The following is a 14,693-nucleotide window of genomic DNA, read 5'->3' on the forward strand; positions in this document are numbered from 1 at the left end:
ACCGGATCGCGTGAGCATCGGCCGGAACCCGTGAGCGTCCTCCTACAGGCCCAGGCGGCGGGCGATCAGCATCTTCTGGACCTCCGAGGTGCCCTCGCCGATCTCCAGGATCTTCGCGTCCCGGTAGAAGCGCCCGACCGGGTACTCGTTCATGAAGCCGTAGCCGCCGAAGATCTGGGTGGCGTCGCGGGCGTTGTCCATCGCCGCGTTCGACGCGACGAGCTTCGCGATCGCCGCCTCGTGCTTGAACGGCTCGCCCGCCACCAGCAGCCGGGCCGCGTGCTGCCAGGCCAGGCGCGCGGTGTGCGCCCGCACCTCCATGTCCGCGATCTTGAACTGGATGGCCTGGTAGGAGCCGATCGTGTTGCCGAAGGCCTCGCGCTCGTGCGCGTAACGCAGCGACTCGTCGACGCAGCCCTGGGCCAGCCCGACCGACAGCGCGGCGATCGCGACCCGGCCCTCGTCCAGGATGGACAGGAACTGGGCGTAGCCGCGGCCGCGCTCGCCGAGCAGGTTCGACTCGGGCACGCGGACGTCGTCGAAGAACAGCTCCCGGGTGTCCGAGCAGTTCCAGCCGACCTTGGAGTACTTCTCCGACACGGTGAACCCGGGTGTCCCGGCCGGGACCAGGATCGCCGAGATCTCCTTGCCGCCGCCGGGCTTCTCCCCGGTCACGGCGGTGACGGTGACGACCGAGGTGATGTCGGTGCCGGAGTTGGTGATGAAGCACTTCGACCCGTTGATCACCCACTCGCCGTTCTCCAGGCGGGCGGTGGTCCGGGTGGCGCCGGCGTCGGAGCCCCCGCCCGGTTCGGTCAGCCCGAACGCGCCGAGCGCGCGGCCGGCGGCCAGGTCGGGCAGCCAGCGGACCTTCTGCTCCTCGGTGCCGAACCGGTAGATCGGCATCGTGCCCAGGCCGACACCGGCCTCAACGGTGATCGCGACCGACGAGTCGACCCGGGCGAGCTCCTCCAGGGCCAGGCAGAGGGCGTAGTAGTCGCCACCCATCCCGCCGTAGTTCTCGGAGACGGGCAGGCCGAACAGGCCCATCGCCCCCATCTTCGCGACGATGTCGTAGGGGAACTCCTCGCGGATGTAGAGGTCCCCGATCACCGGGGCGACCTCCTTGCGGGCGAACTCCTCGACCGAGGCCCGCAGGGCCTCGTACTCCTCGGCGGACGTCTGCTCGGTGGCGGCGGTCATGCCGGCTCCTCCTGGTGGGTCGGGGCCGCGACCACCAGCAGCACCGCGTCCTTGGCGACGGTGGCTCCGGGACGGGCCCTCAGCTCGCGCACCGTCCCGTCGACCGGGGCGGTGAGCACGTGTTCCATCTTCATGGCTTCGACGACGACCAGCTTCTGGCCTGCGGTGACGGTGTCGCCCTCGGCGACGTCGACGACGGTCACGGTGCCGGGCATCGGGGACAGGACGGGGCCGCCGTCGCTGTCGGACGCGGTGCGGGAGGCCTCCAGCGGCTCCTGCTCGCGCACGCCCCAGGTGCGGCCGTCGCGGCCGATCCAGACCACGCCGTCGGGGGCGTGGGCGACGCGGTAGCGGCGGGTGCGGCCGTCGTGGGTGTGCTCGATGCGCCCCGGTGCGACGGCGACGGTGCGGCAGCCGACGGCCGGTGCGGCAGCGGTGGCCGAGGCGGGCCGGGCCCCCGCGGCTGCGGCCCCACCGGCCGTGTCGGCAGGCTGCGCTGCGTCCTGTTCCCCGGCGCCCTGGTCCCCGGCGTCCCGGCCCCCCGCCTGCGCACGGTCCGGGAGGGCCAGGTCGAACCCGGCGGCCCGGCCGCGGATCCGGACCTCGGTGGCCTCGCCGCCACCGGCGACCAGCCGGCGCACGGTCCAGGCGGGTTCGCCGACCCGCCAGCCGCCGGGGACGTCGAACGGGTCGACGACGTCCCCGGACGGTTCCAGGCGCAGCAGCGCCTGCCCGGCCACGGCACCCAGCACGTCCTCCGGCGTCCCGGTCTCCACCAGCGCGGTCCCGCGTCGCGCGATCAGGCCGGTGTCGAGCCGGCCGGCGCGGACGTCGTCGTCGGCCAGCAGGGCACGTAGGAACCCGATGTTGGTGTCCAGCCCGAGCAGCGTGGTGCCGCCCAGCGCCGCGTCGAGCCGGCGCAGCGCCTCGTCCCGGGTGGCGCCCGAGGCGATGACCTTGGCCAGCATCGGGTCGTAGTCGGAGCCGACGACCGTGCCGGTCTCGATGCCGGAGTCCACCCGCACCCCGGCGGGCGGGGTCCAGTCGAGCACCGTCCCGCCGGACGGCAGGAAGGTGAGCGTGTCCCCGGTGACGGACGTGGCCTCGGCGTACACCCGGGCCTCGACCGCGTGCCCGCGCAGCACGACGTCGTCCTGGGTGATCGGCAGCGGCTCCCCGGCCGCGGCCCGCAGCTGCAGCTCGACCAGGTCCAGGCCGGTGACCTCCTCGGTCACCGGGTGCTCGACCTGCAGCCGGGTGTTCATCTCCAGGAAGAAGAACTCGTCCGGACGGTCGGAGGACACGATGAACTCGACGGTTCCCGCGCCGGTGTAGCCGACCGCGCGGGCGGCCTCGCAGGCCGCACGCCCCATCTCGGCGCGCTGTGCCGGCGTGAGCAGAGCAGAGGGCGCCTCCTCGATGATCTTCTGGTGCCGTCGCTGCAGCGAGCACTCGCGCTCGCCGAGGTGCACGACGCCGCCGTGGGCGTCGGCCATCACCTGGATCTCGATGTGCCGCGGGGTGGTGACCAGGCGCTCGACCAGCAGCGTGTCGTCGCCGAACGAGCCGCGGGCCTCGCGGCGGGCCCCGGCGATGGCGTCGGCGAGGTCCTCGGGGCGGTGCACCTCCCGCATCCCCTTGCCGCCGCCGCCCGCGGAGGGCTTGAGCAGCACCGGGTAGCCGACCTCGGACACGACCTCGACCAGGTCGTCGTCGGACAGACCCGCGCCGTCGGAGCCGGGCACGACCGGCACTCCGGCCTTGGCGACGGTCTGCTTGGCCCGGATCTTGTCGCCCATCGCGTCGATCGCCGACGAGGGCGGCCCGACGAACGCGATCCCCGCCTGCTCGCAGGCGGCGGCGAACGCGGTGTTCTCGGACAGGAAGCCGTAGCCGGGGTGGATCGCCTGTGCACCGGTCCGCTGCGCGGCGGCGATCACGTTCGGGATCGACAGGTAGGACTCGGCGGCCGCGGCCGGGCCGATCCGCACGGCCTCGTCGGCCGCGCGGACGTGCGGGGCGTGCGCGTCGGCGTCGGAGTAGACGGCGACACTGCGCACCCCGAGCGCGCGCAGGGTCCGGATCACCCGGACGGCGATCTCGCCGCGGTTCGCGACGAGCACGGTGTCGAACATGCGTGCTGCGGTGCGTGATGCGGTCATGGGGGCGCTCACATCCGGAAGACGCCGAAGGCCGGGTCGGCCAGGGGCGCGTTGGCGGCGACGGACAGGGACAGGCCCAGCACGGTGCGGGTGTCGGCGGGGTCGATGACGCCGTCGTCCCACAGCCGCGCGGTCGAGTAGTACGGGTGGCCCTGGGTCTCGTACTGGGCGCGGATCGTGTCCGGATCCGCCCCGGACCCCACGGTGCCCAGCACGGTCGCGGCCTGCTCCCCGCCCATCACCGAGATCCGGGCGTTCGGCCACATGAACAGGAACCGCGGCGAGTACGCCCGCCCGCACATCGAGTAGTTGCCCGCGCCGAACGAGCCGCCGATGACGACGGTCAGCTTCGGCACCCGGGTGGAGGCGACGGCGGTGACCATCTTGGCGCCGTTCTTGGCGATGCCCCCCGCCTCGTACTCGCGCCCGACCATGAACCCGGAGATGTTCTGCAGGAACACCAGCGGGATCCCGCGCTGGTCACAGAGCTCGACGAAGTGCGCACCCTTGACCGCGGACTCGGAGAACAGGATCCCGTTGTTCGCGACGATGCCGACCGGGTGGCCGTGGATCCGGGCGAAGCCGGTGACCAGGGTCGTGCCGTACTCGGCCTTGAACTCGTGGAAACGGGAACCGTCGACGACCCGGGAGATCACCTCGCGGACGTCGTAGGGGATCCGCGAGTCCGTGGGCACCGCCCCGTAGAGCTCGCCCGGGTCGACGGCCGGGGCCTCGGTGGGCACGACGTCCCACGGCCGGTCGGCGCGCGGGCCCAGGGTGGCGACGATCGCGCGGACCCGGGCCAGCGCGTCGGCGTCGTCGGCGGCGAGGTGGTCGGTGACCCCGGAGGTCTTCGAGTGCAGGTCCCCGCCACCCAGCTCCTCGGCGGTCACGACCTCACCGGTCGCCGCCTTCACCAGCGGCGGGCCGCCGAGGAAGATCGTGCCCTGGTTGCGGACGATCACCGCCTCGTCGCTCATCGCCGGCACGTAGGCGCCGCCCGCGGTGCACGAACCCAGCACCGCGGCGATCTGCGGGATGCCCTGACCGGACATCTGCGCCTGGTTGTAGAAGATCCGGCCGAAGTGCTCGCGGTCCGGGAACACCTGGTCCTGCTCGGGCAGGTAGGCACCGCCGGAGTCGACCAGGTAGACGCAGGGCAGGCGGTTCTGCAGCGCCACCTCCTGCGCACGGAGGTGCTTCTTGACCGTGACGGGGAAGTAGGTGCCGCCCTTGACGGTCGCGTCGTTCGCGACGATCACGCACTCCCGGCCGGCCACCCGACCGACCCCGGTGATCATCCCGGCACCGGGCGCCTGGTCGTCGTACATGCCGTGGGCGGCCATCGGCGACAGCTCGAGGAACGGCGACGACGGGTCGACCAGCGCGTCCACCCGGTCGCGCGGCAGCAGCTTGCCCCGCTCCACGTGCCGGGCCCGCGACCGCTCCGGGCCGCCCAGCCGCGCCGTCGCGAGCTGCGCGTTCAGATCCGCCACCAGATCGCGGTGCGCCGCGGCGTTCGCGCCGAACTGCTCACCGGACGGATCGACCGCGGTAGCCAGCCGCGGCGCCTCCTCGGAGATCACCATCCCACCCCTCCTGTTAACGACCGTTAACACGTTAGCGCTCATTAACGTCTGCCGTCCAGTGCCGGTCCACCGTGCCCCGCCTGCCGCGTTCTTCTCTACGGTGGGAGCGTGCGTCTCCTACTGGTCGAGGACGAGAAACCACTGGCCGAGCTCGTCCGCCGTGGCCTGGCCGCCGAGGGACACGAGGTGGAGGTCGCGCACGACGGGGACACCGGCCTGCGCCACGCCCTGTCCGGCCGGCACGACGTGATCGTGCTGGACATCATGCTCCCCGGCCTGTCCGGCTACCGGATCCTGCAGCACCTGCGCGAGCGCGGGGTGTGGACGCCGGTGCTGATGCTCACGGCCAAGGACGGGGAGTACGACGAGGCCGACGCGTTCGACCTCGGCGCCGACGACTACCTGACCAAGCCGTTCTCGTTCGTCGTGCTGCAGGCCCGGCTGCGTGCGCTGCTGCGCCGGGCCGGGGAGACCGCGCCGACCGTGATGCGGGTCGGGGACCTGACGCTCGACCCCGGTACGCACCGGGTGCACCGCGGCGAGGTCGAGATCTCGCTGACCCCGCGGGAGTTCGGGGTGCTGGAACACCTCATGCAGCACACCGGCCAGGTGGTGACCAAGACCGACATCCTGCGGTCGGTGTGGGACGCGCACTACGACGGCGAGGTCAACGTCGTCGAGGTCTACGTCGGCTACCTGCGCCGCAAGATCGACACCCCGTTCGGGACGCACAGCATCGAGACCCTGCGCGGGGTCGGCTATCGCATGTCGGAGCCGGCCTCGGCACCGCCGCGCTGAACGCCCGCCGGGCTACCGGGCCGAGGGCTCGCCACGCCGGCGGGCCGGTTGCCTGCTGAGCGGGCCGCGCCGGACGCGCAGCGCGCTCGCGCACCTCGCTGCCGGGCCGGGCTACTCGACCGGCTGCCGGTCCGGGCACTCGCCCGGCTGCCGGGCCGGGCGCTCTCGGTCGGCTGCCGGGCCGGGCGCTCTCGGTCGACTGCCGGGCCGGGCGCTCTCGGTCGACTGCCGGGCCGGGCGCTCTCGGCCGGCTGCCGGGCCGGGCGCGGTGCCGCTCCGTCGGGCCGGGTGCTCGCCGGGCCACCGGGCGGAACGCTCACCGGGCGGCTCACCGGAGCGCCGGGGCCGGCGCGATGCCGGCCGTCCGGCTCAGCGCCGGCGCCCGTCCGAGCGGCGCGGGCGGGGCGGGTGCCCGTTCGGCGCCTGCCGGCCGGGCGCCGGGCGTGCGGGCGGCTCGTCCGGCCGCCCGGTGCGCTGCGGGGCCGTCACGGCGGCGCCGGGCCGCGCCGGGGTCCCCCGGTGCACCGGGATCGGCCGGGTGGCGTTCTCGTCGTACGGGCTGCCGACCGTGCCCGGGCGGATCGGCACCGGCCCGGTGGGCGGGTCGAAACGGCGGTACGGCTGGGGTGCGGGCACGTCGTCCTCCGGGTCGGGCTCGGCGGGCGGCGTCAGCGGCGCGCCGTCCGGGGCAGACCCGTCCGTACCCGTGACGCCCGGGGCACCGGGCCCGCGCATCGTGTCATCCCGGTCCGCGCGCGGATCCGGCGACGCGCCACCGGAACCCGGCTTCGCCCCGTTCGGCGCTGCGTCGCTGGGCCGGGCACCATCCGACCCTGCTCCGTTCGGCGGTGCAGCGTGCTGAGCCGCACCGTTCTGCACCGCACCGTCCGTCGCCGCACCGTCCGTCGCCGCACCGTTCGGCACCGCACCGTCCGTCGCCGCACCGTTCGGCACCGCACCGTCCGTCGTCGCACCGCCCGGCACCGCAGCAGCCGGCCTCGCAGCAGTCGGCCTCGCAGCAGTCGACGCCGGACCGTCGGGCGCTGCCGCGGTCCGGCCCACGCCGTCCGTTCGCACGGCCTCGGACCCCGCAGCGTTCGGTCCCGCAGCGCCCGGTCCTGCAACGCCCGGCCCCGCAACGCCCGACGCCGCAGCGCTCGGTCCCACAACGCTCGGTCCCGCAGCGCTCGGTCCCGCAGCGCCCGGCCCCGCAGCGCTCGGCACGAGTTCGTTCGCAGGTGCAGCGTCGGGGCGAGTGCCGCCCGGCGCCCCCGCGTCCGGATCCGCATCGGCCGCCGGGTCATCGGGCCGGTCGTCCTCGTCCGGCTCCGGCGCGGCGTCGGCCGGGAGCGTCACCCGGAACCGGGCGCCACCCAGCTCCGGGGACTCCAGCGCTTCCACCGTGCCGCCGTGCGCGGCGACCAGCTCGGCGACGATCGACAGCCCGAGCCCGGAGCCGCCGTCCCCGCGCGCACGGGCCTCGTCGAGCCGCACGAACCGCTCGAACACCCGCTGCCGGTCGGCGTCGGGGACGCCGTTGCCGTCGTCGTCCACATCGAGCACGGCGGAACCATCCGCGACCCGCAGCGACACCGCGACCGTCGAGGCGGCGTGCCGCTTCGCGTTGTCCACGAGGTTGCGCACCACCCGGACGAGCTGCCCGCGGTCGCCGACCACCCGCACCGGTTCGGTCCCGACCCGCACGGTCACGTCCGAACCACCGGCGGGGCGGGCCCGCTCGGCGTCGACGATCTCGTCGAGGTCGACCTCCTCGCGGCGCGGGACGAGACCGCGCTCGTCGGCGCGGGCCAGGAACAGCAGGCCCTCGACCAGGCCGGTCAGCCGGCTGGTCTCGCCGCGCAGGGTCTCGACGGTGGCGCGGTCCGCGGACCCCTCGCTCATCCCGTTGCCGAGCAGCTCCAGCCCGGTGGACACGGTCGCGAGCGGGCTGCGCAGCTCGTGGCTGGCGTCCGCGACGAAGCGTCGCTGGGTGGCCTGCGAGGACTCGATCCGGCCCAGCATCTGGTTCATCGTGCGGGCCAGCCGGCCGACCTCGTCCCGGGCGACCGGTTCGGGCACGCGCCGGGTCAGGTCCTTCTCGTCCATGCCCGCGACCTGGGACCGCATCTCCTCGACCGGGCGCAGCGCGCGCCCGGCGAAGAGGTAGGTGAAGAACCCGGCGACCAGCACCAGGATCGGGACGCCGCCGGTGACCAGCCACGCGACCGTCCGGACGGCCTCGTGCACCGGGTTGAGCTCCTGCGCGGCGTAGATCGTGATCGGCCGGCCCTGGGCCCGGTCGCCGACCCCGACGACCATCATGTTCTCGGTGACCATCTCGTCGGCGCCGTCCTCGCCGGCGCCGTTGCGGAAGGTGATCGGGACGTCGACCTCGGAGCGGGTCTCGCCCGGCGCCAGCAGCCAGTCGGCGACCGGCCCCTGCTCGTTGAGCGGGTCGGAGGAGCCGATGACCTGGACGTCCTCCTGCTCGCCGTTGGACCCGACCATCCAGTCCGGGGCGTTGGTCTCGTCGCTGTAGGCCGTGACGACCTGCACGATGTCGGTCCGCTTGCCGGTCGCGTCGATCGCGTTGCGCTTGGGGTCACCGCTGCCGGAGAAGTTCGCCTCGATCCGGTTGCCCAGCTGACCGGCGGCCTCCTCGAGCGCCGCCCGGGAGTTGTTCTTCAGCGTCTGCTCGAGCACGAGCACCAGCGAGATCCCGGCGACGACGAGCACGACCGCGACCGCGGCCGCGGCGGCGAGCGCGGACGCCGCGCGGACACCCGTCCGCTCGCGCAGCCGTCGCAGGAGGCTCATCACACCCACGAGGGTATCGCCGACGAACTGTGCACACCCTGAGACGAGCACCGCCGGAGTTAACAGTTGTTAACTCCGGCGGTACCATCGGCGGATGGCCGTCGCCCCGGACACCGCCGGACCCACCCGGCGTGAGCAGATCCTCGCCGAGGCCGCCCGGCTGTTCGCCCGGCACGGGTTCCACGGCGTGAGCATCGCCGACCTGGGCGCGGCCGTCGGGGTCAGCGGGCCCGCCCTCTACCGGCACTTCCCGGGCAAGGAGGCCCTGCTCGCCGAGATGCTGATCGACATCAGCGAGCGGCTGCTCGGCGGCGGGCGGGCCCGGGTGCACCACGCCGACCCCCGCGAGTCGCTCGCGGACCTGGTCGACTTCCACATCGAGTTCACCACCCGCGAACCCGAGCTGATCGTCGTCCAGGACCGGGACCTGGCCAACCTGCCCGAGGAGCCGCGCCGGACCGTGCGGCGGCTGCAGCGCACCTACGTCGAGCTGTGGGTCGACACCCTGCGGCGGGTGCACCCCGGCGTCCCGCCGGCCGACGCCCGGACCGTCGCCCACGGCGTGTTCGGGCTGCTCAACTCGACCCCGTACACACCGCCGTACTCCTCGCGGGCCGAGCAGCCGCCGGTCCGCGGGGCCGACGCCCGTGCCGCCGTGCTGCGCCGGATGGCGCTGGCCGCACTGGACGCCGCCCCGGCCTGAGTCTCCGCGAGCGCGTCACACCCCGGCCCGCGCCGGGCGGCCGGCGTCCCGGGTGCCGGCCGACGCGCCCCGTCCGGGCCCGGCCGCGACCCGCCGGTCCGAGCCGACCAGCAGTCGCAGCCCGTTCAGGCAGACCAGCACCGTCGACAGCTCGTGGCCGGCCACGCCGACCACCAGCGGCAGCGTCCCGACCAGGTCCCAGGTCACCAGCACGACGATCACCGCGGCGGCGAGGGCCAGGTTCGCCCGGGCGATCCGGCGCGCGCGGCGGGCCAGCTCGACCAGCGGGGCGATGGACCCGAGGGGGTCCCGGGTGAGGACGCCGTCCGCGGCCTCCAGCGCGAGCGCGCCGGCCCCCTCGCCGACGACCAGCCCGACGTCCGCCGAGGCCAGCAGCGGGGCGTCGTTGATGCCGTCGCCCGCGGCGAGCACCCGGTGCCCGGACGCCTGCCGCGCCCGGACGGCGTCGACCTTGTCCGCGGGCAGCAACCCGGCGCGCACCGTCGACAGCCCGAGCCGCTCGCCCAGCACGCGGGCCGGCCGCGGCGCGTCCCCGGTGAGGATCTCCGGCTCGCCGAGCAGCCGCCGGAGCCCGCCGAGGGCCTCGGCCGCGCCGGGGCGCGGTTCGTCGGACAGCCCGACGACGCCGGCCGGCTCCCCGTCGACGACGACCACCACGGCCGTCCGTCCACCCTCCTGTACCCCGCGGACCAGGGCGGTGGCCGGTTCCCCGGGCGCGGCGTCCGGATCGGGGCGCCCGACCTGCACGGCGCGGCCGGCGACGTCGGCCCGCACGCCCTCGCCCGGGACCGCCGCGAACCCGGACGCCGCGGGCAGCCCGAGCCCGCGTTCGAGCGCGTGCCCGCGCACCGCGCGGCCGAGGACGTGCTCGCTGCCCTGCTCCGCCGCCGCGGCCGTCACCAGGACCTCGTCGGCGGTCCACCGGCCGAGCGGGTGCACCTCGACCACCCGGGGTCGCCCGGTGGTGAGGGTGCCGGTCTTGTCCAGCACCACGGTGTCGACCTCGGCGAGCGCCTCCAGCACGGTGACGTCCTTGACCAGCGTCCCGCGGCGGCCGGCGACCGCGAGCGCGGCGAGCAACGGCGGCATCGTCGCCAGCACGATCGCGCACGGCGAGGCGACGATCATGAACACGATCGCGCGGAGCAGGGTGTCCTCGAACGGCGCACCGAACAGCAGCGGCACCGTCAGCAACCCGACCGTCGCCGCGACGACGAGCACCGAGTAGCGGGCCTCCACCCGTTCGACGAACAGCTGGCGGCGGGCCTTCGTGCCGGCCGCCCGCTCGACCTGCGCCGCGACCCCGGCCACGACGCTGTCCGCCGCGTCCCGCAGCACCCGCACCCGCAGCACGCCGGTGCCGTTCACGGTGCCGGCCAGGACGTCGTCCCCGGGTCCGCGCCGGACCGGCACCGGTTCTCCGGTCAGGCCTGCGGTGTCCACCTCGGACACTCCGGTGAGGACGCGGCCGTCGCCCGGGATCCGCTCCCCGGGCCGGACGAGCACGGTCTGCCCGGCGACCAGCTCGGCGGCCGGGACCCGGCGCTCGTCGTGCTCCCGGGACTCCTCCGCTCCGTCCGGGACGACGGTCGCCGTCTCGGGCGCGAGGTCGAGCAGCGCGTCGATGCTCGCCCGGGTCCGGGCCGTCATCACCGACTCGAGCGCGCCGGACGTCGCGAAGATGACGATCAGCAACCCGCCGTCGAACCAGTGCCCGATCGACGCCGCCGCGCCCGCCGCGACGACCATCAGCAGATCGACGTCGAGGCGTCGCTCCGCCAGCGCCCGCAGCCCGGCCACCGCCGGCTCCCACCCGCCGAGGACGTAGCAGGCGAGGTAGGCCGCCACCACCGGCAGCGCGGGCGCACCGGCGAGGTCGAGCGCCGTCGCGGCGAGGAACGCCAGGAGTGCGGCGCCGGCGTGGCGGACCTCGGAGAGGGCGAGTGCGGTGCGCATGCGGCGACACATTACCTGCGCAGTCACGCAGGTACGCAACGACGCATCCACGTACTGAGATGGTCGCCCATCCGCGCAGCCCCGCAGGTATCCTCGTCGCCGTGCACGAGTCGATCCCCGGCTTCGCGATGCCGACCGACGAGGAGGTCCGCCACGCGGCGGACGCGCTGCGCATGCTGTCCGACCCGACCCGGATCAAGATCCTCTGGGCGCTGCTGCAGGGCGAGTCCTCCGTGGCCTGCCTGGCCGAGCTGGTCGGAGCCGCCCCCACCGCGGTCAGCCAGCACCTGGCCAAGCTCCGCCTCGCCGGCGTCGTGGGAAACCGGCGGGAGGGGACGTTCGTCTACTACACGGTCGAGGACCCGCAGGTGGGAGCCCTGCTGGAACGCGCGCTGCACCGCGAACCCGCCGGGAGCCGAGCGACCCCGGGCCCGTCGGCCGACGGTTGACCGCGGAGCGCGAAGGGTACGAACCGGACATGGAGCCCGACCGGAACACCCCCGGCCCGCAGCGCCCCGAGACCCGGCGGATCGTCGCCTGGGTACTGATCCTGGCGCTGGTCTCGGCCTTCCCGCTCAGCTACCTGATCGGGAGCGCGCAGACCTCGGGCGGCTCGCAGATCGTCGTCGCCCTGGTCGTCGTGGCGGCACTCGTCGGAGGCGTGGCGTTCTGGTTGCACCGGCGCACCGGCCCGTGATCACCGGCTGGGGCGCGCGGGGGCCGCACGGGAGACTGGACGGGTGCAGTACCGCCACGCGCCGGCCGCGGACCGCTCCGCCCTCGACGCGGTCCTGGCCTCCGCGCCCGGACGCCCGACGCTGCCGGTCCGGCTGACCGTCGAGCTGCTGGGCCGGGCCCGCGAGCACCTCGCGTCCCGGGGAGCCGGGAACCCGGGGCCGGTCACCGTGTGGGACCCGTGCTGCGGGGCCGGCGTCTCACTGACCGTGCTCGGCCTGCTCTGCCCCGGGATCGCGACGCTGGCCGGGACCGATGCCGACCCCGCCCCGCTCGACCTGGCGCGGCGCAACCTCGCGCTGCTCGCGCCCGGCGGTCCCGCCGCCCGCGCGTCCGAACTGGATGATCTGGCCACCCGGCACGGCAAGGAGTCCTACGCCGACGCCGCGGCCGCGGCCCGCGAGCTGGTGCCGCGCAGCCGTCCGCAGTGGATGGTCGCGCCGGCCGACGCGCACGACCGCGCCGCGACGCGGGCCGCGCTGGCCGGCATCGCACCGGACGTGGTGCTCGCCGACCTGCCGCACGGCCGACAGACGTCCTGGGCCGGGGCCACCGCGGCTCCCGCGACACCCGCGGCGCCCGGTGACGCCGGCGGTGACGTCGGGTCGGGACCGCACGGCAGCCCGGCCCGCGGGCGGGGTTCCGGCACCGACGGCCCGGCGCCCGGTCCCCCGCCCGAGATCGCGTTCCTGCGCGCCGTGGCCGGGGTCCTCGCCCCGCAGGCGGTCGTGGTCGCGGTCGGCCGGGGCCGGTCGGTGCCGCTCCCGCCCGGGGTGCGGGCGCTGGAGAAGCTGCGGGTCGGGCACCGGGCGGCCGTGCTCGTCCGGGCCGGCGCGCTGACCGGGCGCTGACCCGGCGCCGGATCACGCGCGGCACCGCCGGAGCGGCTACCGGCCGGGCGTCGCCGGGCCGGTCCCGCCCGGGAGCCGGGCGTAGGCGTCGAGCAGCTGGTCGCGGGCCGCGACGAGGTAGCGGGCGAGCTCGTCGGCGGCCTTCTCGACGTGCCCGTCGGTGAGCATCGCGGCGATCTCGCCGTTGCGGTCCAGGTAGGGCTCGTGGAACTCGCGCACCTGCGGCATCCGCTGGAAGACCAGGCGCATCTCGGCCAGCAGCCGGCCCATCTCGCGCTCCAGCCGCGGGCTGCCGGCCAGCGCCACGACGTCGCGGTGGAAGTGCTGGTTGGCCGCGGCGACCCCGGTCCAGTCGCCGACCTCCGCGGCACCGCGCCCCTCCCGGTAGGCCGCGCGCACCGCGCTCAGCGCCGCGGGGTCCGCGGCCCGCGCGCCGTAGCGGATCGCGCCGGGCTCGATCACCAGGCGGGCCGAGTAGACGTCGCGGATGTCGTCGGCCTCCGGCTGCGCGACGAACACGCCCCGGTTCGGGACCCGGATCAGGACCCGCTCCGCGACCAGCTGGGACAGCGCCTCCCGCACGGTGTTCCGGGAGACCTGCAGCGCCGCGCCGAGCGCCTGCTCGGGCAGCCGGGCCCCGACCCGCAGCCGGGCCTCCGCGACCTCCGCCCGGATCCGGTCGGCCACCCGCTCGGCGGCGGGCACGACGACCGTGCGGGACGCGGCGAGGGACGCCAGGGCGTCCTGCACGGCGGCGTTCGCATCGGTCACGGTCGAGATCCTACGGGAGAAATCCTGCGTTTCCGATTGCCGGATCGTTCAACAATCCTTCAAACTCTCGTTCACCCTGCGGCGAACACGCCCGCAGGCGCCCCAGAGACCAGCTAGTGCCGCGTCCGAGAACGTTGACGTTGTAACCCGGCTGTGGTGATCGGCTGGGAAGCTGTTGCTGGAGGTGGGCGATGGCACGGCAACCCGAGGTGTTCGTCCGGGAGCTGGACCCGGCCGAGGCGCAGCGTCTGGTGAAGATCACCCGCACTGCGCGGGACCGGGTCCGGCTGCGCCGGGCGGGGATCGTGCTGGCCTCGGTCCAGGGCCGCAGCGCGGCCGAGGCCGCGGCGATGTTCGCCGCGACCGCGCAGTACGCGCGGGAGGTGATCCACGCGTTCAACCAGCAAGGGTTCGCTGCTCTGGACCCAAAATGGAGCGGGGGCCGACCTCATAAGTTCGGTCCCCACGTCCGCGAGTTGATCTGCCGGGTCGCCCGGACCCCGCCCCAGCAGGCTGGGCTTCCGTTCACCACGTGGAGCCTGTCCAAGCTGGTCGAGCATCTTGCTGCGGTGCATCGGGTCGCGATCAGCATCGACACTGTCCGCCGGGTCCTGCGCGCGGCGGGGGTGCGCTGGCAGGCCACCAAGACCTGGAAGGCCAGCCGCGACCCGCACTTTCGCGAGAAGATGGATCGGATCCTCGACCTCTACGACCGCTCCGCGGCCGGCCGGATCCCCGACGGTGGCCGCGTGATCTGCGTCGACGAGTTCGGGCCGCTGAACCTCCAACCCCGCCCGGGCCGGGGCTGGTTCCCCTCAGGTCGTCCGAACAGGTTACGGGCGACCTACAACCGCTATGGCGGAGTCCGGCACATGCTCTCCGGGCTCGATCTGGCTTCTGGGCAGATGTTCTATCGACTCCGCGACCGCAAACGCTGGCAGGAGTTCCTCGACTTCCTGCGCCAGCTCCGGCGTCGGTTCCCCACCGGGCGGCTATACGTCGTCTGTGACAACTTCTCCCCGCACCTCAAGACCGAGGTCGCCGCCTGGTGCGCGACCCACGACGTCGAGTTGGTCTTCACTCCGAC

12 protein-coding genes are annotated in these 14,693 nt (G+C 74.7%); 6 read left to right on the top strand and 6 right to left on the bottom strand.

Features of this window, described 5'->3' with window-relative positions:
* Positions 1 to 42: 42 nt before the first annotated feature.
* The 3 genes from BM093_RS02545 to BM093_RS02555 are packed head-to-tail and all read right to left on the bottom strand — an operon-like array spanning position 43 to position 4,954.
* Positions 43 to 1,203 (bottom strand): acyl-CoA dehydrogenase family protein, encoded by a 1,161-nt coding sequence (locus tag BM093_RS02545; RefSeq protein WP_093336433.1) that lies wholly within the window; start codon positions 1,201 to 1,203, stop codon positions 43 to 45.
* Positions 1,200 to 3,338 carry an acetyl/propionyl/methylcrotonyl-CoA carboxylase subunit alpha gene (locus BM093_RS02550; RefSeq protein ID WP_093336435.1) on the bottom strand — a complete coding sequence of 713 codons (2,139 nt, stop codon included), beginning with the start codon at positions 3,336 to 3,338 and terminating at the stop codon, positions 1,200 to 1,202. The genes BM093_RS02545 and BM093_RS02550 overlap by 4 nt, the downstream gene beginning before the upstream one ends.
* Before the next feature lie 35 nt (positions 3,339 to 3,373).
* On the bottom strand, positions 3,374 to 4,954 hold the full coding sequence (locus BM093_RS02555; RefSeq protein ID WP_093336438.1) for a carboxyl transferase domain-containing protein: 1,581 nt from the start codon (positions 4,952 to 4,954) through the stop codon (positions 3,374 to 3,376).
* A 108-nt stretch (positions 4,955 to 5,062) separates the two neighbouring features.
* Here BM093_RS02555 and BM093_RS02560 point away from each other — a divergent pair, with 108 nt between their 5' ends.
* Positions 5,063 to 5,752 carry a response regulator transcription factor gene (locus tag BM093_RS02560; protein ID WP_093336441.1) on the top strand — a complete coding sequence of 230 codons (690 nt, stop codon included), beginning with the start codon at positions 5,063 to 5,065 and terminating at the stop codon, positions 5,750 to 5,752.
* 369 nt (positions 5,753 to 6,121) lie between these two features.
* Here the strand turns inward: BM093_RS02560 and BM093_RS02565 are convergent, their stop codons facing one another.
* On the bottom strand, positions 6,122 to 8,569 hold the full coding sequence (locus BM093_RS02565) for an ATP-binding protein (RefSeq protein ID WP_143105229.1): 2,448 nt from the start codon (positions 8,567 to 8,569) through the stop codon (positions 6,122 to 6,124).
* A gap of 94 nt (positions 8,570 to 8,663) precedes the next feature.
* Here BM093_RS02565 and BM093_RS02570 point away from each other — a divergent pair, with 94 nt between their 5' ends.
* Positions 8,664 to 9,272, top strand: a complete 609-nt coding sequence (locus BM093_RS02570) for an SACE_7040 family transcriptional regulator (protein ID WP_093336447.1) — start codon at positions 8,664 to 8,666, stop codon at positions 9,270 to 9,272.
* A 15-nt stretch (positions 9,273 to 9,287) separates the two neighbouring features.
* On the opposite strand, the gene BM093_RS02575 is transcribed toward BM093_RS02570, so the two are convergent.
* Positions 9,288 to 11,249: a heavy metal translocating P-type ATPase gene (locus BM093_RS02575; protein ID WP_093336450.1), complete on the bottom strand. Its 1,962-nt coding sequence runs from the start codon at positions 11,247 to 11,249 to the stop codon at positions 9,288 to 9,290.
* Between the two features lie 101 nt (positions 11,250 to 11,350).
* Here BM093_RS02575 and BM093_RS02580 point away from each other — a divergent pair, with 101 nt between their 5' ends.
* From BM093_RS02580 to BM093_RS02590, 3 genes are read left to right on the top strand one after another with little or no spacing between them, the layout of a single operon-like run.
* Entirely contained in the window at positions 11,351 to 11,698 is a 348-nt protein-coding gene (locus BM093_RS02580) for an ArsR/SmtB family transcription factor (RefSeq protein ID WP_093336657.1), read from the top strand.
* 29 nt (positions 11,699 to 11,727) lie between these two features.
* On the top strand, positions 11,728 to 11,946 hold the full coding sequence (locus BM093_RS02585; protein WP_093336453.1) for a hypothetical protein: 219 nt from the start codon (positions 11,728 to 11,730) through the stop codon (positions 11,944 to 11,946).
* A gap of 43 nt (positions 11,947 to 11,989) precedes the next feature.
* Entirely contained in the window at positions 11,990 to 12,835 is an 846-nt protein-coding gene (locus BM093_RS02590) for a hypothetical protein (RefSeq protein ID WP_093336456.1), read from the top strand.
* 36 nt (positions 12,836 to 12,871) lie between these two features.
* On the opposite strand, the gene BM093_RS02595 is transcribed toward BM093_RS02590, so the two are convergent.
* A complete protein-coding gene (locus tag BM093_RS02595; RefSeq protein ID WP_218162625.1) occupies positions 12,872 to 13,606 on the bottom strand; it encodes a GntR family transcriptional regulator in 735 nt (244 codons plus the stop codon).
* A gap of 191 nt (positions 13,607 to 13,797) precedes the next feature.
* Here BM093_RS02595 and BM093_RS02600 point away from each other — a divergent pair.
* A partial coding sequence (locus tag BM093_RS02600; protein WP_093336462.1) for an IS630 family transposase occupies positions 13,798 to 14,693 on the top strand: 896 nt, incomplete at its 3' end.

The organism is Pseudonocardia ammonioxydans (assembly GCF_900115005.1).
Taxonomy (GTDB): domain Bacteria; phylum Actinomycetota; class Actinomycetes; order Mycobacteriales; family Pseudonocardiaceae; genus Pseudonocardia; species Pseudonocardia ammonioxydans.

Bases quoted from the DNA above. Each gene is read 5' to 3' on its own strand.
- BM093_RS02555 (WP_093336438.1), bottom strand. From the start codon at position 4,954: ATGGTGATCTCCGAGGAGGCGCCGCGGCTGGCTACCGCGGTCGATCCG.
- BM093_RS02570 (WP_093336447.1), top strand. From the start codon at position 8,664: ATGGCCGTCGCCCCGGACACCGCCGGACCCACCCGGCGTGAGCAGATC.
- BM093_RS02585 (WP_093336453.1), top strand. From the start codon at position 11,728: ATGGAGCCCGACCGGAACACCCCCGGCCCGCAGCGCCCCGAGACCCGG.
- BM093_RS02545 (WP_093336433.1), bottom strand. From the start codon at position 1,203: ATGACCGCCGCCACCGAGCAGACGTCCGCCGAGGAGTACGAGGCCCTG.
- BM093_RS02575 (WP_093336450.1), bottom strand. From the start codon at position 11,249: ATGCGCACCGCACTCGCCCTCTCCGAGGTCCGCCACGCCGGCGCCGCA.
- BM093_RS02550 (WP_093336435.1), bottom strand. From the start codon at position 3,338: ATGTTCGACACCGTGCTCGTCGCGAACCGCGGCGAGATCGCCGTCCGG.
- BM093_RS02565 (WP_143105229.1), bottom strand. From the start codon at position 8,569: ATGAGCCTCCTGCGACGGCTGCGCGAGCGGACGGGTGTCCGCGCGGCG.